At 73.1% G+C, this 21,479-nt stretch carries 18 protein-coding genes; 10 read left to right on the top strand and 8 right to left on the bottom strand.

Annotation, left to right across the window (positions count from 1 at the left end; all coding sequences use genetic code 11):
- Window positions 1-5 precede the first annotated feature (5 nt).
- From FFT21_RS15535 to FFT21_RS15560, 6 genes are all read left to right on the top strand, one after another.
- Window positions 6-1,082, top strand: coding sequence for a sensor histidine kinase (locus FFT21_RS15535; protein WP_192909558.1), 1,077 nt, complete (start codon window positions 6-8; stop codon window positions 1,080-1,082).
- Window positions 1,079-1,870, top strand: coding sequence for a LytR/AlgR family response regulator transcription factor (locus FFT21_RS15540; RefSeq protein ID WP_137814591.1), 792 nt, complete (start codon window positions 1,079-1,081; stop codon window positions 1,868-1,870). The genes FFT21_RS15535 and FFT21_RS15540 overlap by 4 nt, the downstream gene beginning before the upstream one ends.
- A complete protein-coding gene (locus FFT21_RS15545; protein ID WP_137814592.1) occupies window positions 1,867-2,217 on the top strand; it encodes a hypothetical protein in 351 nt (116 codons plus the stop codon). The genes FFT21_RS15540 and FFT21_RS15545 overlap by 4 nt, the downstream gene beginning before the upstream one ends.
- A 79-nt stretch (window positions 2,218-2,296) precedes the next feature.
- Window positions 2,297-4,057, top strand: a complete 1,761-nt coding sequence (locus FFT21_RS15550; RefSeq protein WP_137814593.1) for a sodium/solute symporter — start codon at window positions 2,297-2,299, stop codon at window positions 4,055-4,057.
- 68 nt (window positions 4,058-4,125) lie between these two features.
- Window positions 4,126-4,470 (top strand): DUF485 domain-containing protein, encoded by a 345-nt coding sequence (locus FFT21_RS15555; protein ID WP_192909559.1) that lies wholly within the window; start codon window positions 4,126-4,128, stop codon window positions 4,468-4,470.
- A complete protein-coding gene (locus tag FFT21_RS15560) occupies window positions 4,467-6,101 on the top strand; it encodes a monocarboxylic acid transporter (RefSeq protein ID WP_137814595.1) in 1,635 nt (544 codons plus the stop codon). Before FFT21_RS15555 ends, FFT21_RS15560 begins: the two co-directional genes overlap by 4 nt.
- Before the next feature lie 170 nt (window positions 6,102-6,271).
- Here the strand turns inward: FFT21_RS15560 and FFT21_RS15565 are convergent, their stop codons facing one another.
- The 6 genes from FFT21_RS15565 to FFT21_RS15590 all read right to left on the bottom strand — a co-directional run bounded on the left by FFT21_RS15565 (window position 6,272) and on the right by FFT21_RS15590 (window position 12,006).
- Complete coding sequence (locus FFT21_RS15565) at window positions 6,272-7,357, bottom strand: cytochrome d ubiquinol oxidase subunit II (RefSeq protein WP_225978440.1); 1,086 nt, start codon at window positions 7,355-7,357, stop codon at window positions 6,272-6,274.
- Window positions 7,354-8,823, bottom strand: coding sequence for a cytochrome ubiquinol oxidase subunit I (locus FFT21_RS15570; protein ID WP_225978441.1), 1,470 nt, complete (start codon window positions 8,821-8,823; stop codon window positions 7,354-7,356). The genes FFT21_RS15565 and FFT21_RS15570 overlap by 4 nt, the downstream gene beginning before the upstream one ends.
- A 153-nt stretch (window positions 8,824-8,976) precedes the next feature.
- Window positions 8,977-9,261, bottom strand: a complete 285-nt coding sequence (locus FFT21_RS15575; RefSeq protein ID WP_192909560.1) for a hypothetical protein — start codon at window positions 9,259-9,261, stop codon at window positions 8,977-8,979.
- On the bottom strand, window positions 9,258-9,731 hold the full coding sequence (locus FFT21_RS15580) for an MFS transporter (RefSeq protein ID WP_137814597.1): 474 nt from the start codon (window positions 9,729-9,731) through the stop codon (window positions 9,258-9,260). Before FFT21_RS15580 ends, FFT21_RS15575 begins: the two co-directional genes overlap by 4 nt.
- Before the next feature lie 102 nt (window positions 9,732-9,833).
- A complete protein-coding gene (locus tag FFT21_RS15585) occupies window positions 9,834-10,241 on the bottom strand; it encodes a carboxymuconolactone decarboxylase family protein (RefSeq protein WP_137814598.1) in 408 nt (135 codons plus the stop codon).
- Window positions 10,242-10,365: 124 nt separating this feature from the next.
- Window positions 10,366-12,006: a long-chain fatty acid--CoA ligase gene (locus tag FFT21_RS15590; protein WP_137814599.1), complete on the bottom strand. Its 1,641-nt coding sequence runs from the start codon at window positions 12,004-12,006 to the stop codon at window positions 10,366-10,368.
- 205 nt (window positions 12,007-12,211) lie between these two features.
- Between FFT21_RS15590 and FFT21_RS15595 the strand changes: the two genes are divergently transcribed.
- Window positions 12,212-13,393 carry an FIST signal transduction protein gene (locus FFT21_RS15595; RefSeq protein ID WP_137814600.1) on the top strand — a complete coding sequence of 394 codons (1,182 nt, stop codon included), beginning with the start codon at window positions 12,212-12,214 and terminating at the stop codon, window positions 13,391-13,393.
- A gap of 30 nt (window positions 13,394-13,423) precedes the next feature.
- Window positions 13,424-14,947: a sensor domain-containing diguanylate cyclase gene (locus FFT21_RS15600; protein WP_137814601.1), complete on the top strand. Its 1,524-nt coding sequence runs from the start codon at window positions 13,424-13,426 to the stop codon at window positions 14,945-14,947.
- Window positions 14,948-15,006: 59 nt separating this feature from the next.
- Here FFT21_RS15600 and FFT21_RS15605 read toward each other — a convergent pair whose 3' ends face one another.
- Window positions 15,007-16,545 carry a carbohydrate-binding protein gene (locus FFT21_RS15605; protein WP_137814602.1) on the bottom strand — a complete coding sequence of 513 codons (1,539 nt, stop codon included), beginning with the start codon at window positions 16,543-16,545 and terminating at the stop codon, window positions 15,007-15,009.
- A gap of 248 nt (window positions 16,546-16,793) precedes the next feature.
- On the opposite strand from FFT21_RS15605, the gene FFT21_RS15610 reads away from it, so the two are divergent.
- Window positions 16,794-17,501, top strand: coding sequence for a VC0807 family protein (locus FFT21_RS15610; protein ID WP_137814603.1), 708 nt, complete (start codon window positions 16,794-16,796; stop codon window positions 17,499-17,501).
- 151 nt (window positions 17,502-17,652) lie between these two features.
- The gene (gene nagA, locus FFT21_RS15615; protein WP_225978442.1) at window positions 17,653-18,879 is read left to right on the top strand and encodes an N-acetylglucosamine-6-phosphate deacetylase; all 1,227 of its coding nucleotides are present in this window, start codon (window positions 17,653-17,655) and stop codon (window positions 18,877-18,879) included.
- Between the two features lie 52 nt (window positions 18,880-18,931).
- Here nagA and FFT21_RS15620 read toward each other — a convergent pair whose 3' ends face one another.
- A complete protein-coding gene (locus tag FFT21_RS15620; RefSeq protein ID WP_192909561.1) occupies window positions 18,932-21,247 on the bottom strand; it encodes a LuxR C-terminal-related transcriptional regulator in 2,316 nt (771 codons plus the stop codon).
- Window positions 21,248-21,479: the final 232 nt, after the last annotated feature.

Below are 21,479 nucleotides of genomic sequence, written 5' to 3' on the forward strand. Positions count from 1 at the left end.
CTGCGGTGGCGGTACCAGCGGACAACGAGGTCGGCCGGGAGCGACCCTGGCGGCTGTTCGCGCGCGCCGAGCCGGCGGCCACCCTGGCCGCCGCGCGCCGCGTCGCGCGGCAACTCGCCGAGGGTCTCACCGGCCCGCGGGCTCGCTCGGCCGCCCGTGCCCTGCGCCGCCTGCTCGGCGTGCCCGCGGTCGGTCTCGCCGACCTGTCCGGCGCGGCCGAGTGGGGTGGGCGCCTGCCCGCCGCCGGCGAGGTCACCGCACTGATCGAGACCGTGCTGCGCACGGAGAACCAGGCGGGGAAGCCGCCGCTGGTCGCGTACCCGCTGCACGTGCACGACGAGCTGGCCGGGGTGTTGCTGATCGCCGGCACGCCCCAGCCCGCCGCGGTGCGCGAGACGGTGGGCTGGGTGGCCGAGGCGCTCGAGCGCGCCCGGCTGGACGCCTCCGCCGACAAGGCCGCCCAGGCCGAGCTGCGGGCCCTGCGCGCGGAGATCTCCCCGCACTTCGTCTACAACGCGCTCACCGTGATCGCGTCGCTGGTCAGCTCCGACCCGGACCGGGCGAGGGAACTCATGCTCGACTTCGCCGACTACAACCGGTACAGCCTGGCTCGGCACGGTGAGTTCACCACGGTGGCCGAGGAGTTCCACGCCATCGAGGCGTACCTGGCCCTGCAGCGCGCGGTACTCGCTGACCGGCTGCGCGTGCAGGTACGGGTCGCGCCGGAGGTGCTCGCCGTGCCCGTGCCCTACCTGGTGCTCCAGCCTCTGGTGGAGAACGCGGTGCGGCACGGCATCGAGCCCCGGTCGACGGCCGGGCTGGTCCAGGTGCGCGGTGAGGCCGAGGGCAACGACTGCGTGATCAGTGTGGAGGACGACGGCGTGGGCATGGAGCCGGAACGGGCGGCGGCCATCCTTGCCGGGCAGGGTGATCCGGGCAGCGTTGGACTGGTCAATGTGGACCGTCGACTGCGGACGGTCTATGGCGCGTGGTACGGGCTGGTGGTGGAGACCGCGGCGGGCGCGGGAACCCGCGTGGTGGTGCGGGTACCGCGGTTCCAGCCGGGGGTGCTGGCGCGATGACCGGGACCGCGCCGCTGCGGGTGCTCGCCGTCGACGACGTCCCACCGGCGCTCGACGAGCTGTGCCGGCTGCTGCGGCAGGCCCCCGAGGTGGGCGAGGTGGTCGCCGCGCAGGACCCGGTGAGCGCGCTGCGCCTGATCCAGGGCGAGCGGTTCGACGCGGTGTTCCTGGACATCGCGATGCCCGCGCTGAACGGGCTGGAGTTGGCCTCGCTGCTGGCCAAGCTGGCCGAGCCGCCGGTGATCGTGTTCGTCACCGCGTACGACCGGCACGCGGTGGCCGCGTACGGCATCGGCGCGGTTGACTACCTGCTCAAGCCGGTGCGGGCGGAACGGCTCGCCGACGCGCTGGCCAGGGCGTCCACCATCGTCTCCGCACGCGGTGAGACCACGCCGGACGAGCCCGGGCCGGTGCCGGCCATGGCCGCACTGCCGGTGGAGACCGGTGGGCGCACCTACTACGTCCGGCGCGCGGATGTCGCCTTCGTCGAGGCGCACGGCGACTACGTTCGGTTGCACACCCGGTCCGGAGTGCACCTGGTTCGGATGGCCATCTCCAAGCTGGCCGAGTACTGGGAATCCGCCGGCTTCGTCCGGGTGCACCGCGGCTTCCTGGTCGCGCTCACCGCGGTCCGCGAGCTGCGCAGCGACTCCAGCGGCGGCCTGCTCGCGCACACCGACCTCGGTGACGTCCCGGTCAGCCGCCGGCACGCCCGGGAGCTGCGCGAGGCGCTGCTGCAGGCGGCGCAGCGCGGGGAGCTCGGCAGGTTCGAGCGGAGGGCCCGGTGAACCGCGGCAGGCGGGTGGCGGTGACGAGTCCGCAGACACGCCTCGCCCACGCGCGGCGGCGGTCCCGCGGGCGGTGGCGTCCCACGCCGTTGCCGCCGGAGGACGCCGAGCGAGCCGCCCTGCTGTACCTGCGCCAGCGTCGCCGCGCGGTCGGCGCACTGCTGCTGCTGTTCGCCCTGCTGCTGGGCCTGCCGCTGGTGCTGGCGGTGTTCCCCGGGCCGGATTCCGTGCGGCTGCTGGGCGTTCCGCTGTCCTGGCTGGCGCTCGCCCTGCTGCCGTACCCGATGCTGCTCGGCCTGGCCCGCTGGCAACTGCGCCGCGCCGAGGACGCCGAGGAGAGGCGATGAGAGCCGCTCCGCGGGGCCCGGGCGTGCGCGCCGCGCAGCGCGGCGGCCCGGGTGCCCCGCGGGGAGCCGTGGAGCGACCGTGATCATCGCGTTCGCCATCGCCCCGCTCGTCCTGGTCACCCTGTTGATCGGGGTGCGCGGGGTGGCCGCGATGCGTACCACGTCGGACTTCCTCGTCGCCTCGCGGCAGGTGTCACCGCTGGTGAACTCCGCGGCCGTGTCCGGGGAGTACCTGTCGGCGGCGTCCTTCCTCGGCGTGGCCGGCCTGGTGGTCAAGGACGGCGTCGGCGCGCTGTGGTACCCGGTCGGCTTCACCGCCGGCTACATCGCGATGCTGGTGCTGGTCGCGGCGCCGATGCGGCGCTCGGGCGCGCTCACCGTGCCCGACTTCGCGGAGGGCAGGCTGGCCTCGCCCGCGCTGCGACGGCTGGCCGCCGTGGTCGTGCTGGTGATCGGCGGCCTGTACCTGGTGCCGCAGTTCCGCACGGCCGGGCTGGTGCTCAGTGAGGTCAGCAGCACGCCGTACTGGGTGGGCGTGGTGATCGCTGGTGCGGCGGTGAGCATCACGCTCGCGCTCGGCGGCATGCGCGCGGCCACCTATGTGCAGGCGTTCCAGTTCTTCCTGAAGCTGTGCCTGTTCATCGTGCCCGCGGTGTGGCTGATGCTCCAGGTCGGCCCGGCCGTCCGGGACCAGGCGGTGCATCCGGTGGAGTTCACCACGTTCCCCCGCGACACCCCGGTCGTGTTCCGGGTGCCGGTAGTTCTCGACGTGCGTGAACCGGTCACGGTGCGGGACAACCGGGGACACCCGTCGTTGCTGCCGGCCGGGCCGCAACCGGTCGCGGCGGGTCAGTCCCTGGTGTTCCCGGCCGGATCGGCGGTGCCCCGGGTACGCGGGGAGAGCCCACCGGGCGGCCCGGGCTGGCAGCGGCCCCTGCTCGACCTGCGGCAGGCCGGCCACCCACTGCTCGGCACCTGGGCGGTGCTGATGGCCACCATGCTGGGCACCATGGGGCTACCGCACGTGCTGGTGCGGTTCAACACCAGCCCGGACGGCCGCTCCGCCCGCCGGACCGCGGCCCTGACCGTCGGCCTGCTCGGGATCTTCTACCTGTTCCCCGGCATCTACGGGGTGCTGGGGCGGGTGCTGGTGCCGCAGCTCTACCTGGCCGGCGCCACGGACACCGCGGTGGTTGCCCTGCCGGCGCAGGTGAACCAGGGCTGGGCCGGGACGCTGTTCACCGGGCTGCTCACCAGTGGGGCGTTCGCGGCGTTCCTGGCCACCTCGCTCGGGCTGCTGCTGGTGGTGTCCGGCGCGATCTCACACGACCTGCTGCCCGGCGGGCTCGCGCGGCTGCGCGCCACGGTCGTGGTCGCGGCCGTGGCGGTGGTGCTGCTCGCGCTCCCCGCCGCGGGTATCGACGTGAGCACCCTGGTGACCTGGGCTTTCGCCGTCGCTGCCTCCACCTTCTCGCCGCTTCTGGTGCTCGGCATCTGGTGGCGGCGGCTGACTCCGGCCGGGGCGCTGGCCGGCATGTCGGTCGGGCTGCTCGCCTCCGCGGGCGCCATCGCCGTCACCCTGTTCGCGCCGCCGCTGCACGGCGCCGCCGCCATCCTGGTGGCCCAGCCGGCGCCCTGGTCGGTGCCGCTCGCGTTCGCCACGATGCTGTTGGTCTCCCTGCGCGGCCGACCACCGGCCTGGTCCTGGGCCGCCATGCTGCGCCTGCATCTCGACGAGCCGCCCGGCGCCACCCGCGATCGGAGTGACCTGCGCCACTCGACCCGCGTTCGACGCCGTTCGTCAGCCGTTCGTCGCGCGGCTCGGCGGTTGGTCGGCTGACCCTTCGGCGCTCGCCGGTGGCCTCCCTAATGTGCGGTGGGTCACAGAGTTGCGACAGGGAGGCCGGCGTGAGTATCACCGAGCCCACGACCCGGACGCCGAGCGGCGGCGTCTGGGCGGAGGTGCAATCCAGTGCGGAGTTCGCCGGGTTGCGGCGGCGGTTGCGCACCTTCGCGTTCCCGATGACCGCGGCGTTCCTGCTCTGGTACCTGCTGTACGTGCTGCTGGCCGACTACGCGCACGGGTTCATGGCGACCAGGCTGGCCGGGAACATCACCGTCGGCCTGGTGTTCGGCCTGCTGCAGTTCGCGTCCACCTTCGTGATCACCGGGTGCTACGTGTGGTACGCCAACCGCCGGCTCGACCCGGTCGCCGAGCGGATCCGCGCGGAGATCGAGGAGGGGCGGCGATGAGCGTGCTGGCGCAGGGGACGGGCGGGAACCCGGCCCTCAACATCGGCATCTTCGCCGCCTTCGTGGCGATCACCTTGGTGATCGTGTTCCGCGCGTCGCGCAGCACCAGGTCGGCGGCCGACTACTACGCGGCGGGCCGGGCGTTCACCGGACCGCAGAACGGGATCGCCATCTCCGGCGACTACCTGTCCGCCGCGTCGTTCCTCGGCATCGCCGGGGCGATCGCGGTGAACGGCTACGACGGCTTCCTCTACTCGATCGGCTTCCTGGTCGCCTGGCTGGTGGCCCTGCTGCTGGTCGCCGAACTGCTGCGGAACACCGGCAAGTACACCATGGCCGACGTGCTGAGCTTCCGCATGCGGCAGAGGCCGGTGCGGACCGCCGCGGCGATCTCGACCCTGGCGGTGTCCTTCTTCTACCTGCTGGCGCAGATGGCCGGTGCCGGTGGCCTGGTCGCCCTGCTGCTCAACGTGAAGGACAAGACCGGGCAGGCCGTGGTGATCGCGGTGGTCGGCGTGGTGATGATCGCCTATGTGCTGATCGGCGGCATGAGGGGCACCACCTGGGTGCAGATCGTCAAGGCGGTGTTGCTGATCGCGGGCGCCGCGGTGATGACGCTGTGGGTGCTGGGCAAGTACGGGATGAACTTCTCCCACCTGCTCGACGGCGCGATCCGCAGGAGCGGCAGCGTGGGCGACAAGGTGCTCGCGCCCGGCCTGCAGTACGGCAAGACGGAGACCACCAAGCTGGACTTCGTCTCGCTGGCCATCGCCCTGGTGTTGGGCACGGCCGGCCTGCCGCACGTGCTGATGCGGTTCTACACGGTGCCGTCGGCGCGGGAAGCACGCCGCTCGGTGGTGTGGGCGATCGTCGTGATCGGGCTGTTCTACCTGTTCACCCTGGTGCTCGGGTACGGCTCGGCCGCGTTGGTCGGCCCGGACACGATCAAGAAGGCGCCCGGGGCGGCGAACTCGGCGGCCCCGCTGCTGGCGCAGGCGCTGGGCGGGACTCTGCTGCTCGGGTTCGTCTCGGCGGTCGCGTTCGCCACCATTCTCGCCGTGGTGGCGGGCCTGACCATCACCGCATCCGCGTCGTTCGCGCACGACGTCTACGCGAACGTGATCAGGGGCGGCGCCGCGGACGACAAGGCAGCCGAGGTGCGGGTGGCCCGCTGGACCGCGGTGGTGATCGGCATCCTGGCGATCATCGGTGGCATCTTCGCCAACGGGCAGAACATCGCGTTCCTGGTCGCGCTGGCGTTCGCGGTGGCGGCATCGGCGAACCTGCCCACCATCCTGTACTCGCTGTTCTGGAAGCGGTTCAACACATCGGGAGCGCTGTGGAGCATCTACGGCGGTCTGTTCTCCTGCGTCGTGTTGATCGTGTTCTCGCCGGTGGTCTCGGGCAAGCCGATCGACAGGGCGACCGGCAAGAGCCCGTCGATGCTGCAGGGCGTGGACTTCCACTGGTTCCCGCTGGACAACCCGGGCCTCGTCTCGATTCCGCTGTCCTTCCTGCTCGGTTTCGTCGGCACGGTGCTGGCCAGGGACCGGGCCGCCGAGGAGAAGTACCCCGAAATGGAGGTGCGCGCGCTGACCGGCGCGCACGCAGAGAAGGCGGTCGCCCACTGATCAGGTGGCGACCCCTGCCGGATCCGCCCCCGTGGCCCCCGAACATGGGGGCGGGTCCCCCACCGGATCCGCCCCCGTGGCCCCGAACATGGGGGCGGGTCCCCCACCCCGGGGCCGCTGCTGGCGCCCTCGGCGGGCTGGTCGCGGAGGTGCGCGGCGCCCACCGCCGGCTACTCCCGGGGATCCGAGTGCTGGTGCGGCGGCGGCTCGGGGATGCGCGGCTCCGGCGGCTCGGCCGGCTCGTCGCCGTGCTCGGCGACCAGCTGGGCGGTGAGGTCCAGCCGGTACAGCAGGGCCAGGGCCGGCACCACGAGGGCGAGTGCCACCAGCGCGGCGGCCACCAGCCAGCGCTGCGTCTGCGGGTCGGCCGCGGCCTGCTCGATGGTCAGCGCGGTGGGCAGCAGGTAGGGCCGTTGCGCCAGCGCCCAGGCGAACACCGCCGAGCCGACCGCCACCACCGCGGTGATCCGGGTGATCCAGCGCAGGCGGTGGCCGACCAGTGCCGCGGTGCCGACCGTGGCCACCACGGTGAGCACCGCGAAGCCGAGCGCCCAGCCGCGGCCGAGCCCGCGGAACACGTAGGCCGCGTCCCACCGCCACACCGCGAGGCTGGCCGCCTCGACGACGAGCAGCGCCGCCGCGCTGGCCACCGCGCGGCGGCGGAAGTAGCCGACCAGGTCGGGCACACCGAACCGGCCGGCGTCCCCGGTGAGGTACACCGCGCCGAGGAACGCGGTGCCGGCCACGGCCATCACGCCGAACGCGATCGAGGTGGGGTTCCACCACGAGGTCACCGGGTCGCCGGCGCGGTTGCCCACCGGGATCCGGCCGGACGCGATGCCACCGAGAACGGTGCCGAAGAAGAACGGGGTGAGCGCCGACGAGATCGCGTAGGTCGCCCCGGCGCGGCGCTGCTGGGCCAGCCGCCGGGTGGGCTTGCGGAAGGCGAACCCGGCGCCGCGCAGCACCAGGCCCAGCGCCGCGAGGGTGAGGGCGATCCAGGCGGTGGAGAACACCGACTCGAACAGCACCGGGAACCCGGTCCAGGTCAGCACCAGGGCGAAGACCAGCCAGACGTTGTTGGCCTCCCACACCGGGGCCATCGCGTAGTCGATCAGCGCGCGGGGCCGGGCGCCCCGGTCGGCGCCGCCGGCCACCAGGTCCCAGAACCCGGCGCCGTAGTCGGTGCCGCCTCCGCAGGCGTACGCGGCCATGACCAGGACCAGCGCCAGCGCGTCCAGGTTCGCCGCGGTCACCGGGCGTCTTCTCCTCGCGGCCCGGTGGGATGCGGCGCGCCGGGCCTCGGCCCGTACGGGACCTCGGCCTCGGGCGGGCCGTACGGCACTCCGGCATCCGGCGGGCCGACCCGCGCCGCCCGGTGGTCCTGCGCCCGCCAGCGCAGCCGCATGTGCCGCAGCACCGCGACGAGCCCCCAGCCGATCAGCCCGTAGATCACCAGGATCGTGCCGAACGAGATCCACAGCGCCGCCGGGCCGATGTTGGTCACCGCGTCGGCCACATACATGTACTGGTAGACGATCCACGGCTGCCGGCCCACCTCGGTGGTCACCCAGCCGGCCTCCATGCAGACCACCGCCGCCACCCCGGCGAGAGCGGCGGCCCGGTAGAACCACCGGGACTCCGGCAGCCGCCGGTGGCGCAGCAGGACGACCCCGCACCAGATCGCGAGCAACAGGAGCAGCGAACCGACCACCACCATGACGTCGAACGCCGTGTGCGTGATGTTGGCCAGCGGGATGGCCGGCCGGGTGTTCGGCGGCACCGCGGTCAGTCCCCGCACCCGGGTGCTCGGGCTGAACCCGGCGAGGATCGAGTCGAACCAGGGAATCGGAATGCCGCCGGAGACGGTGCCGTCCGGGTTGAGCCGGCCGAAGACGTACTCGGTCACATGAGTGTCGGTGTTCCAGACCAGTTCCATCGCGGCGAACTTGGTCGGCTGCAGGTTGAACACCGCCCTGGCGACCACGTCGCCGAGGACCACCTGCACCGGGGCGGCGATCGCGCCGACGCCGAACGGCACGGCGAAGCCGAGCCGGTGGTAGCGGTCGCGGCGGCCGCGCAGCCAGCCCACCGCGTACACGCCGGCCACCAGGAACGCCGCCGTCATGTACGCCGCGCCGAGAAAGTGCCACAACTCCGGGCCGAAGATCGGGGTGAACAGGGCGCGGCGGATGTTCACCCTGCTCGGCGTGCCCGGCGGACCCTCGACGAACCCGGTCGGCGTGTTCATCCACGCGTTGGCGGCCAGCACCCCGAACGCGCCCACCACGGCCACCAGCGGCAGCGGCAGGCCGGCCAGGAAGTGCGGCCACGGCCGCATCCGGCGCCAGCCGTACAGGTAGATCCCGATCAGGATGGCCTCCAGGAAGAACGCCCAGCCCTCGATCGTGAAGCCCAGCCCGAACACGTCGCCGAACCGGCCCAGCATCGCCGGCCAGAGCAGGCCGAACTCGAAGGACAGCACGGTGCCGGTGACCGCGCCGACCGCGAACGTGACCGCCATGACCGCCGACCAGCGGCGCGCCAGCTGCAGCGCGACCGGGTCGTTGCGGCGCAACCCAAGGAAGTTCATCAGCAACGTGATGAACGGCAGCGACACCCCGATCGGCACCAGGATGATGTGGTAGGCGAGGGTGAACGCCATCTGCGCGCGGGCGGGCAGCACCTGCGCGGGTACGGACAGCACCATCAGGTCCGTCATGGGAAACGCCCCGTTCTCCGCGACGTCGCGCGCGGCCGCCGTCGGCTCGGCGGCCGGGGCGGGGACCGGGGCAGGGTTCGCGGTACCAGGATGTCGGCTGCGCCGGCCGCGGGCATCGCCCCGGCCGGGTGGTGCGCGTCCCCCACGGTGGGGTCAGCCCGGCGCTACCGGGGAGGACCGCTCGGCGGGCCGGCTTCCGGTGTGCACCAGCAGGGCCACCAGGAACGACACCACCATCAGCCCCGCGACGACGGCGAACGCCACCGCCAGCGAGCCGGCGAAGGCGGCTTTCGCGGCGTCGATCACCCAGGCCGGTATCCCGCTGGGCAGCGTGCCGCCCCGGGAGTGGGCGAGCGCGGTCTGCACGGTCTCCGTGGGCCGGCCGACCGACGCGGCGAGCCGGTGCACGAACAGCGGACCGAGCACGGCCGTGGTCACCGCGGTGCCGATCGTGCCGCCGAGCAGCGGGCCGGCGGCCACGCCCAGCGCGGAGGCCCCGGCGTAGATGCCCAGCGCCCTGCCCGCTCCTGGCGCGGGAAGGCGTTGGTGACGCTGGCCTGCGAGGTCGGGGTCATCAGCGCGGCGACGAGCAGCGTGCTGGTCCGCGCCAGCCCAGCGAGAAGCGACGCGACGACGAACGTGAGCAGGCCGGCCATGAACAGCCGGCGCTGCCCGAGCCGGTCGGCGAACCGGCCCGCCGCTGCGATGCACGCGGTGTAGACCAGCAGGTACGCGTTGACGATCCAGACCCGCCCGGAGTTGCTCAGGTCCAGTTCGCGCTGGATGGTCGGCAGGGCCACCGAGACGATCGTGGCGTCGATCATGGTCACGGTGAACGCCAGCGACATCGCCACCACCCACTGCCGGCGAGCCGCCGGCTGCTTCCCGGCCACCGTCGGTGCGGGCACGTGCGGTCCCCTTCTCGCCGTCGCGCGCGATCCCGGCCGGGTCGCGGCGCACCCGGCCCACCCCCCAGGTGCGGGCCGGGTGCGGGTCCTCCGCCGCCGCGGCTACCGGTCCCGGCGGGGCCGTTGCGCTCGCGACGCGGAGAGTTCCTCGGCCGAGCGCCCCTCCAGTTCCCCGGCGATGTCCTCGGCGATGCCCAGGGCGCGTAGGGTCCGCGCCGCCGCCGAGGTCACCCTGGCGCTGCCGACGATCGGGGCGATGGCGGTGAGCACGCCCTGCACGTCCCGGGCGTTTACCCCGGCCTCGTGCGCGGCGCCCAGGTTGACCAGGTAGGACACCGGCGCCGCGTCCAGCGCGACCAGCGCGGCCAGGCGCACCAGGTGATAGGTGTGCTCCGGCAGCTTGGAGCGTTCCAGCGTGTCCAGGTGCATCTGCCCGAGCGTCTCCAGGACCGGTGCGTCGCCGTGCGCCACGGCGCCGAGTGCCTCCTCGGGTCCCATTTCGGCTGCCATGACCACCCTCCTCGTCCGGCGTCCGCACGGCGTCGACCCGCCGTCGCCACCGGGTCGACGCACTGCGGCCAGCGTGACAAGGGCACGGGCGGCCGGCCTCACCCTCGGCGGGTGGTCCGCCGACTCAGGGCGTCTCGGCGGCCGGCTCGGCACCCACCGGGTACAGGCGCTCGCGCAGCGTCTTCTTGGAGAACTTGCCGGTGCTGGTCTTGGGGATCTCGTCGACGAACAGCACCTCGTCCGGCAGCCACCACTTCGCGACCCGCGGTCGCAGGTGGTCGATGATCTCCTCCGCGGTCACCGTGGCGCCCTGCTCGACCACCACGCAGGCGACCGGCCGTTCCGACCACTTCGGATCCGGCTTGGCGATCACCGCGGCCTCGGCCACCGCGGGATGGGCCATGATCTCGTTCTCCAACTCCACCGAGGAGATCCACTCGCCGCCCGACTTGACCAGGTCCTTGGTGCGGTCCACCAGCCGCACGTAGCCATCCGGGTCGATGGTGGCCACGTCGCCGGTGCGTAGCCAGCCGTCGTCGGTGAACGAGCCGCCGCCGTCCTCGGCGTGGAAGTACTCCCTGGCCACCCACGGGCCGGACGCCTGCAACTCGCCGAAGGCCACGCCGTCCCACGGCAGTTCCTCGCCCGACTCGGGGTCCACGATGCGCAGGTCCATCAGCGGCACCGGCTGGCCCTGCGCGGCCCGCACGTCGGCCAGCGCGTCCGCGGCCAACCTCTCGTGCTGCGAGCGCGGGGTGGCGATGCTGGCGATCGGGCTGGTCTCGGTCATGCCCCAGGCCTGGGTGATGGGCAGCCCGATCTTCTCCCGCCACGTCTCGGACAGTGACCTCGGTACCGCCGACCCGCCGCAGACCACCATCCGCAGGCTGGACAGGTCGTGGGAGTCCAGCAGCGGGACGGCGCCCATCCAGATGGTGGGCACCCCCGCGGTCACCGTCACCCGGTGCCGCTCGATCTGCTCCAGCAGCGCGGCCGGGGTCATCGACGGCCCGGGGAAGACCAGGTTCGCGCCGGCGAACACGGCGGCGTAGGGCAGCCCCCAGGCGTTGACGTGGAACATCGGCACCACCGGCAGCAGGGTGTCCCGCTCGCACAGGGCGACGGCGTCCGCGGTGAGCAGGATCAGCGAGTGCAGCACCGTGGAGCGGTGCGAGTACACCACGCCCTTGGGGTTTCCGGTGGTGCCGGAGGTGTAGCACATCGCGGCCGCGGCGTTCTCGTCCGCGACGGCGAACCGGCCGGCGAACGGTTCGGCGGCGGCGAGCAGCGTCTCGTAGTCGTGCACCCGCGGATCGCCGGGCATCTCGCAGTCCGCGCCGTCGTCGATCACCACGACGTGCCGGACTTCGGGCATCTCGGCGACGATCGGCCACAGCGCGGGCAGCAGCGAGCGGTCGACGAAGATCGCCTCGTCCCGGGCGTGCCGCACGATGTAGCGCACCTGGTCGGCGAACAGCCGGATGTTCAGCGTGTGCAGCACCCGGCCGGTGCACGGGACGGCGAAGTACAGTTCCAGGTGCCGCTGGGTGTTCCAGGCGAAGCTGGCCACCCGCGCGTCCGGTGCCAGGCCGAGGGTGTCCAGCACGGTGGCCAGCCGCCGCACCCGCCGGGCCCACTCCGCATAGCTGACCGTCACCTCGCCGGTGTGCGTGGCGGTGACGATCGACCTGTGCCCGAAGAGTTGCTCGGCGCGGTGGAAGACATGGGGAAGGCCGAGTGGCCGGTCCTGCATCAGTCCGTACATCGAAACCCCTCACGAACAACTCTGGTCGCAGGTCGCCGACCGGAGTGTCGCCCACCGGAGGCGCCGGGTCCACACGTCGGCCGGCAAAACCGTGCCCGCCGGCGGAAGTGGCTTCCCGGCGGAGGTCGGTGACCAGCAAGGTGATCGCCGATCCATGGGTGCCACCGACTATGGTGGAGATCTCGGCAACCGCGGAGAGGGCGACATGAACGCGAGGCGATCGCCGGACGGCAGGCGCTGGATGGGGGTCGGCAGATCGGCGGAGCCGGACTCGCGCGCCGCCGCCTCGGCCGCCGCGCGGGCCGCGCTGGCTGGTCCGGAACCGAAGTTACTGATCGTCTTCACCGCGGTGCACCACGACGGCGCCGCGGTGCTGGCCGGCGTCCACGACGTCGCCCCGGACGTGCCGCTGATCGGCTGCTCCACACACGGCGAGATCGGCCCGGGCGGTCCGGCGGACGGCACGGTCACCATTGCCGCCATCGGCGGCGCGGGCTTCTCCGTGGCCACCGCGACCGCCGAGGCGGTGTCCGGCCGACAGCGGGTGGCCGGTGCGGAGTTGGCCGGCTCCGTGCGGCGGGTCGACGACCTGGCGCACCGGGTCCTGCTGCTGCTCACCGACGGCCTGGTACGCGAGCAGGAGACGCTGCTGCGCGGCTGCTACGCCGTGCTCGGCGCGAGCGTCCCGCTGTTCGGCGGGGCCGCCGCCGAGGGGTTTCAGCGGTGCGGGCCGTACGTGCTCGGCGGCGAGCGGGTGCTCAGCGATGCCGCGGTCGCGGTGACCATCGCCTCGGAGGCGCCGCTGTCCGTCGCGGTACGGCACGGCTGGCGCACCGTCGGCGACCCGATGATCGTGACCGGCAGCGGCAACGGCTGGGTCTACACCCTGGACGACCAGCCGGCGCTGGACGTGTACCTGGACCGGCTCGGCGCGCCGCCCGAGGCCTACACCGACGCCGGCGCTTTCATCGACTTCGCCCTGCCGCGGCCGCTGGGTGTGCAGCGGCGCAGCGGGGTCGAGCCGCGCAACCTGGGCAACCGGGTGGACATCGAGCGTCGTGCCATCTCCAGCGGCACCGCCATCGATCACGGCGGGCTGGTGTGGGTGATGACCGGCGACGAGGAGTCGATCCTGGCCGCCACCGACACCGCGTGCGCTGAGGCGGTGTCCGGGCTCGGCTGCGAGCCGGTCGGCCTGTTCACGTTCTCCTGCTCCGCGCTGCGCCCGGTGCTCGGCGAGCACGGCGTCCGGCGGGAGAACGACCGGATGGCGAAATGGGCCGACGGGGCACCGTTCGCCGGCTTTTACACCTACGGGGAGATCGCCCGCGTGCGTGGCATCGACGGCTTCCACAACCAGACGCTCGCCGTCCTGGCACTCGGCTGACAGCCTGTCCCGGAACTGGACTGACCTGCGATGGCGCATCCCTCCGGCTTCCAGGTCCAGCAGATCCTCGAACTGCTGGCCGTCGTGTCCTCCTACCCGGACGAGGACTCGGCGGTGCAGGGCGCGGTGGAACGGGCCGCGCAGGCGCTGGAGGCCGAGGTCGCCGCGGTGGTCTTCGCCGACCGGGTCGCCGCCTGCGTCGGTTTCCCGGTCGGCGCGGTGCCCGAGGCCGACCTGTTCGCGGTGGCCCGGCGGGAGCGGGACCGGCTGGACGTGCCGGGCGCCGGCCGGTGCCACACCGTCGCCGCCGGCTGGGGTGGCGGCCACCCCGGGCACCTGGTCCTCGCCCGCGGCGACGACCCGTTCTCGGTGGAGGAACGCAACCTGGTCCGCGGCATGGCGCGGCTGCTCGAACTCACCCTCACCATGCTGCGCACCCTGCAGGCCGAGCACGCCATGCGGGAGCGCAGCGACCGCCAGGCCGCGGAGAACGCCCGGCTGCTGGCGGACCTGCGGCAGCGGCAGCGATTACTGGAGAACCTGTTCGAGATCCAACGGGCGATCTCCCACCGCCGCCCGCTCGGCCAGGTGCTGAACATGATCACGCGGGCGGCGCAGGACCTGCTCGGCGACGATATCGTCGCCTTGTGGCTGACCGACGGCCAGGGCGCCGACCGGTGCACCCTGGTCGCCGGGGTCGGGCTGTGCGAGGACGTCACCCGGCGGCGGCCCACGGTGACGCTGGCGGACGCGGGCGCGGTGGGCGAGTCGGTGTTGGCCGACGACGTGGTGGTGTGGTCGGCCGCCCGCGGCCCCGGCGCGACGCTGTCCTGGCTCACCGGTGGCCGGCTGCGCGCGTCGATGGCCGCGCCGGTGCACGACAGCGGCACGGTCACCGGTGGCCTGCTAGTCGGCTCCTTCCAGCCGGGCCGCGACTACGCCGAGGCGGACGTGCAGACGCTGCGCGCCTTCGCCGAGCACGCCAGTCTCGCGCTCACAGACGCCAACACGGTGGACCGGATGTACCGGGCGTTCCACGACTCGCTGACCGGGCTGGCCAGCCGCGGCCTGTTCGTGGAGCGGCTGACCCAGCACCTGGGCATGGCCGAGCGGGAGAACCAGCGGATCGCGCTGCTGTTCATCGACCTCGACCGGTTCAAGGCGATCAACGACACGCTCGGCCACGCCGCGGGCGACCAGTTGCTGACCACCACCGCGCAGCGGTTGACCGCGCAGCTACGCGGCACCGACGTCGCCGCCCGGTTCGGCGGCGACGAGTTCGCCATCATGCTCTACGGCGTGTCCTCGCTCGCCGACGCGTCCGTGGTGGCCGAGCGGATCATCCGCGCGATCGGCGAACCGATGATCATCGGCGGCCGGGAGTTCCGGGTCAATGCCAGCATCGGCATCGCGTTGAGCACGCCGGGCATGCCCAACCCGGCGGAACTGGTGCGCCGCGCGGACATCGCCATGTACCAGGCCAAGCGCAGCGGGCGCGGCCGCTACCAGGCGTTCGCCGAGGACATGCTGCTGGCCTTCCCGGAGTCCGGCTGACCGACCGCCGCCGCCGCGCGACGGCAACGTGATCACGGCCCGCGGCCGGGAGTGAGCGCTCAGCGGGCCGTGCACGGACCGTCGTCCGCCCACGCGCCCTGCTGGTTGGCGCCGGGCTCGTCACCGCGTGTCCACCACTTCGCCGTCCAGGTGCGGCCGGCGTGGGTGACCGTGTCACCGCGCACGTAGGTGCCGTTCGGGTCCCACGCCGCGGCGGTGCACGTGGCGACCGGCCGGCCGGAGCCGGCGCACGGGCCGTTGTCCACCCAGACGTTGTCCGGGTTGGCGCCGGGCACCTCGCCCTGGTTCCACCACTTCGCGGTCCACGCGTGCCCGTTGTAGGCGACCACCGTGCCCCCGACGTAGGGGTTGGTCGCGTTCCACGGCAGCGCCGAGCAACCCGCCCGCGCCGACCCGCCGGGGTTCGGCCGTGGTGGGGTGGTCCTGGTCGTGGCGGGCGGCCGGGCCGGCGCGGGTGGCCGGGCGGGCTGGGCGCCGGGCAGCACGGCGGCCGCGTCCTGGTTGCCGAACCGCGCGGTGAACCCGGTGAACTCCCACGGGCTCTGCGGGACGTCGCTGCAGCCGGGGCCCGGCTGCAGCGGGTCGCACGGGCGGTCCCGGTCGACCGCCCAGAAGGTGAACCGGCCCAGCCGGTTCCGCAGCGCGTAGGTCAGCACGGAGCGGAAGTCGGCCTGGGTGAACACCTCGCCGGCGTCGGTGCGGCCGTTCATGCCGAGGACGCCCTCGTGCGCGTAGGCGGTGGCGGAGTCCCAGTCGAAGGTGGTCATCAGGATGCCGTGGAACGTCTCCAGCGCGGCGATCTGCGCGCGGTCGCCGGTGAAGCCGTTGTCGAAAGCCATGATCGTGAAGTTGTCCGGGACGAACCCCATGCTCTTCGCCAGGTTGAGGATCTGCTGCCCGAAGCCGCCGGTGCCCGCGGTGGTGCCCGCCGTGGTGATCGACACGTACAGGCCCGGGTTGCGCTGCCGGAGCAGCTGCGCGGCGCCCACCTCGTTGGCCAGCGCCGAGGAACTCTCGTAGCCGGGCGCCTCCAGGTCGAAGTCGACCGCCCGGACCTGGTAGGCGTCCACGACCTGCTGGTACGCGTCGGCGGTGGCCTGCGGGGTGGGGCAGCTCTGGCCGAGCTTGGCGCCGCCGAAGCCACCGAAGGAGACCACCACGTCGCCGCCCGCGCCGCGCACGGTGTCGACCAGCCGCCGGACCGCCCCGTCGACGATCGGCCGGTCCCCGTTCCAGGTGGGTGTGCAGCCGCCGCTGGTGGCGGCCAGCACGAACGGCAGGGTGAAGGTCTTCTGGCCGGTCGCCGCCATGATCGCGGTCAGGTCGGGCGGGTTGTCCGGGTCGGTCAGGTACGGCGCGGCGCCGTACCAGGCGGGCAACGCCGCACCGCGGGCGCCGACCTGCGCGCCCAGCGTGGTCTGCGGCTCCAGCGCGGTCGGATCGGGAGAGCTGCTGGTAGTGGCGACGACGGTGGCGGCGACGATCATCACCGCGGCCGCCGTCAACGAGTACGTCCCGACCTTCGACCGGCCGACCTTCGAGTGCCCGACTCTCGACCGCCCTACTATCGACCGCACCGTGTCCTCCTGTCGCAAGGCGTGCTGTCCTTTGCTACGCCGTGCCGGCGGGGAACGTTCACCAGCCTGCCGCCAGCCTGTCGAGTGAGCCGATGCTGGGCCAGCCGGTCGATATTCGCTGGGTCGAACGGGTCGCGGCGGATCGGTTGCCTTGCCTCGCCCGGATCCCGCTCGGCACTGTGCCACCGGCGGCGCGATCGATCGGCGGCGGTGTCGCACGCGCCGCGGCCGCGACGCAGGGGGTGACCATGGCGCAGGACGACGGGCCCGGGGACGCGGGCGAGCACGAGGTGTCGGGTGCCGCGCCGGCCGGGCAGCGCCCGGCCGTGTCCTTCGCCGCCACCGTGCTGCTGGCCGTGCTGCTGCCCTACGGGACCTACCGGCTGCTGCTGGACTACGACTTCGAGTCGGTGGACGCGCTGGTGCTCGCCGCGGTTTTCCCGGTGGGTCTGGCCACCGTGGACCTGGCGCTGCGGCGCCGGCCGGACCCGCTGACCGGGCTGTCCGTGCTGACCATCGCGCTGGGCATCGCGGCGGGTGAGTTGACCGTGGACCCCCGCCTCGCGCTGGCCCGCTACTCGCTGTTCAGCGGTGGCTTCGCGGTGGTGCTGCTGGGCTCCCTGGCGGTCGGCCGGCCGCTGGCATTCGTGCTCTGCCGCACGTTCGTCGCCCGGCACGACCCGGAGATCGAGCGGGTCTGGCTGAACCGCTGGCGCGGCTGCCCGGCGTTGCGGGCCACGCTGCGCCGCATCACCGCGGCGTGGAGTGTTCTGCTGCTCGCCGACGCGGCGGCGCGGGTTGCCGTCGCCTACACGTTGCCGGTGACGCGGGCGACCACGGTCAGCCACCTCGCCGCGGTGCTGGCGGTCGCGCTGCTGCTCGCCGTCACCGCGGGATACCTGCGTCGCGGGTTGCCGGCGATCCGCTGGGAGTTCGCCGAGCAGGACCGGGCCTGACGCCAGCCGGAGTCGCCGACTCGCATGGTCTGAACCAATTGCCCTACTATCGGGACAGCCGTCGGGGATGGTCGTGCGGCGCGTCCGGCGCGGCGAACCGGCGTGTTCCCGCCGGTCAGCGCTCCGGCGACCGGGAGAGCAGGAGGCTTTGGTGGTAGTTCTCGACCGCGCCAGGATCGTCACCGAAACCGGCATCATCAACGACGGTCACATCGCGGTCGAGGGCGAGACCATCGTCGCGGTCGAAGCGAACGGGCCCGGCGCGGCGCCCCCGCGGCTGGCGGCGGAGGCGGTCGACCTCGCTGGCCACTGGGTGCTGCCCGGCTTCGTCGATCTGCACAACCATGGCGGAGGCGGCGGCTCGTACGCCACCGGCGACCCCGAGTCGGCGCTGCGCGCCTACCGCTTCCACCGGAAGCGGGGCACCACCACGTCGATCGCCAGCCTGGTCACCGCCTCGGTGGACGACCTGGCCAGGGACGTGGCGGCGCTGGCCGAGCTGGTCGACGACGGCGTGCTCGCCGGCCTGCACCTGGAGGGGCCGTTCATCAGCCAGGCCCGCTGCGGCGCGCACGATCCCCACCTGCTGCGCGCGCCGGACCTGCCCGTGCTGCGCTCGCTGCTGCGCGCGGGCCGCGGCGCGGTACGGATGGTCACCCTGGCGCCCGAGCTGGAGGGCGGTATCACTGCGGTGCGGCACCTCGCCGAGTCCGGGGTCACCGCCGCCGTCGGGCACACCGACGCCGCCTACCACACCGCCAGGGACGCGTTCGCCGCCGGCGCCACCGTGGCCACCCACCTGTTCAACGCCATGCGGCCGATCCACCACCGCGAGCCGGGGCCGATCACCGCGGCGCTGGAGCACGACGGCGTAATCGTCGAACTGATCAACGACGGGGTGCACCTGCACGACGCGGTGGTGCGCGCGGTCTTCGGCGCCGTGGGAGCGGAGCGGGTCGCGCTGATCACCGACGCGATCAGCGCGGCCGGCCTGCCGGACGGCTCGTTCCGCCTCGGGCCGATGCGGGTGCGGGTATCGGCCGGGGTGGCCCGGCTGGCCTCCTCCGACGCGATCGCCGGGTCCACGCTCACCCAGGACGCCGCGCTGCGCAGGGCCGTGCTGGACGAGGGACTGTCCATCGTGGACGTTTCGGCGGCGCTGTCCGCGACGCCGGCGCGGGTGCTCGGCCTGGACGGGGAGATCGGGACCGTGCGGCCGGGCAAGCGGGCGGACCTGGTGGTGCTGGACGCCGACCTGGCCGTGGTGGGGGTGATGGCGCGCGGCCGGTGGATCACCCGGTTCACCGGCAACGGCCACGCCGGCGCCGGCGGGAACGGCCACCGGGCGCGGACCCCTCCGGCGACCGAATCCGCCTGAGCGGCCGGTCGGCCCGCCGCCACCGGGTCGCGGCGCCCGCCGGGCGTGGTCCTCAGGCCGGGTGGGACGGGCGCTCGGTGACCCAGGCCGCGACCTGGGTACGCGAGGTGAAGCCCAGCTTCTTGAGGATGTTCTCCACGTGGCTCTCCGCGGTGCGCTCGGAGATGACCAGCGTGGCGGCGATCTTCTTGTTGCTGTATCCCTCGGCGAGCAGCTCGGCGATCTGCCGCTCCCGCCGGGTGAGGCCGCCCGGTGCGGGCTCGTCCGCCGCGCCGCCGGGCTCGGCCCGCTCCTCCAGCGCGTAGCCGATCACCTCGTCCGGGCTGAGTTCGCTGCCCCGGCGGAACGCCTTCTCGTAGGCGTGGTCGCCGAGGGCATGGCGGGTCATCGCCTCGTACCGGTGGTGCGGCTCGTCCAGGTAGCTCAGCCGGGACAGTCCGGTCACCTGCCAGATCCGGGACAGCCCACCGAAGAGGGTGGCGGCGCGCTCGGCGCGTTCCGTGGCCGCGATCCAGGCCAGCGCCTCGATCGCCACGCACACCCCGAGCAGGTCGTCGAACTCCGACTTCAGCCGGATGCACTTGTGCTCGAGCGCGATGGCCCGCCGGTGGCCGCCCTGCTCCCACCGCGCGATGCCGAGCACCCACAGGGTGTGCGCGCGGAACCATCGCTCGCCGTGCACCTGGCTCATCGCCAGCGACTGGGTGCACAGGGTCACCGCGGTGTGCGCGTCGCCCAGCAGCACGGCGGCGGTGGCCAGCCGGATCAGCGCGTGCGCGGTACCCACCGGGTCGCCGGTGGCCTCGTGCAGCCGGAGAGCCTGCCGGATGAGCGCGACCGCGTTGGTGAGGTCGCCCCGGTGCAGGGCGACCAGCCCGGCGATCTGGGTGGTGTAGGCCAGCGCCGTGTCGTCGTCGAACCTCCTGGCCAGCGCCCGGCTCTCGGCCAGCATCGGCTCGGCCGCCTCGACGTCGTTCTGCAGCGCGGCCAGCCACGCCCCGCACCACAGGCCCTTCACCCGCTCCGGGCTCGGTTCCTGGTCCAGCGCGAGAAACTGGTCCAGCCAGCGGCGCCCCTCGCTGACGAAGCCGGTTCCGGACAGCCAGTAGACGCGCAGCGTGCCGGCGATGGCCAGCCCGCTGCGTGCCTCCCCGGGCTCGGTCAGGCAGAAATCCAGCGCGGCACGGAGATTGGCGTGCTCCTGCCGCAGCCGCGCGGACCATTCCACCTGGTCGGGGCCGAACCATTCGGCCTCCGCGCGCGCCGCCATGCGCTGGTACCAGTCACGGTGCCGGGACCGGAAGACGGTTTCCACGCCGGTGGCACGCAGCCGGTTCCTGCCGTAGTGCTGGATGGTTTCCAGCAGCCGGTACCGAACCCGGTCACCGGAGCCGTTGCGGATCAGCACGGAGCGGTCGACCAGGGACCGCAGGGTCGCCGCCACCCGATCCGGTGCGAGTTCGTCGTCGACGCAGCAGACCTCCTTCGCCGCGTCCAGGTCGAAGCCGCCGGAGAACACCGACACCCGCATCCACAGCGTGCGCTCCTCGGCGGTGCACAGTCCGAAGCTCCAGCCGATCAGCGCGTGCAACGTCTGGTGGCGCGGCGCGGCGATCCGGCTGCCGCCGCGCAGCAGCCGGTACCGGTCGTCCAGCCGCTCCAGGACCTGCTCCGGAGACAGCGCGCGAAGCTGCACCGCGGCCAGTTCGATGGCCAGCGGGATGCCGTCCAGCCGCCGGCACAGCCGGGCCACCGCCGCGGAGTTCTCCGGGGTGACGTGGAAGTCGGACACCGCGGCCGAGGCCCGTTCCGCGAACAGGTTCACCGCCTCGTACTGCAGCAGCCGAGCCGGTTGCAGCACCCGGTCCTCCGGCAGGGACATCGGCGGCACCCGCAGCACCCGCTCCTCCGGCAGCCGCAACGCCTGCCGCCCGGTAGCCAGCACGACCAGCCCGGGCGCCGTGGCGAGCAGCCGCCCGACCAGCTCGGCGCAGGCCGAGGACAGGTGCTCGCAGTTGTCCAGAACCAGCAGCAGCCGCTTGCCCGCGAGGTAGCTGGCCAGGCTGTCGGCCATGTGCCGCGCCGACTGGCTGCGCGCCCCGACGGCGGAGGCCACCGTCTGCGGCAGCAGGCCCGGATCGCTCAGGTCGGCGAGTTCCACCAGCCACGCGCCGTCCGGGAAGCCGCGCTGCAGCTCACCCGCCACCCGCAGGGCCAGCCGCGTCTTGCCCACCCCGCCGACGCCGGTCAGCGTGACCAGCCGGGACGCCGCCAGCAACCGCTTCGCCTCCGCCACCTCGCGGCGGCGGCCGACGAAGACCGTGACCTCCGCAGGAAGGTTTCCCACCCGCCGCGGCGACTTGGACACCGGTAACGCCCCATGGTCGTATGTGTCGGACCAGCGGCAAACGCTGTCACCGCACGAGAACGATCAGTTTTCCATCATGCATGCCAGCTCTATTACTCTATCATCACCACTTCAACCAAAACGGCGACACGCGTGGTTCCGCGAAGAACGTTGGTTGATACGACGATCTGGACGTAACAACGATCGAGACGGAAAAGCGATCCAGTCGAAGAACGCCAGCTCCGGAGGCGGG

The sequence above is a fragment of the Gandjariella thermophila genome (genome assembly GCF_005405885.1).
GTDB classification, from domain to species: domain Bacteria; phylum Actinomycetota; class Actinomycetes; order Mycobacteriales; family Pseudonocardiaceae; genus Gandjariella; species Gandjariella thermophila.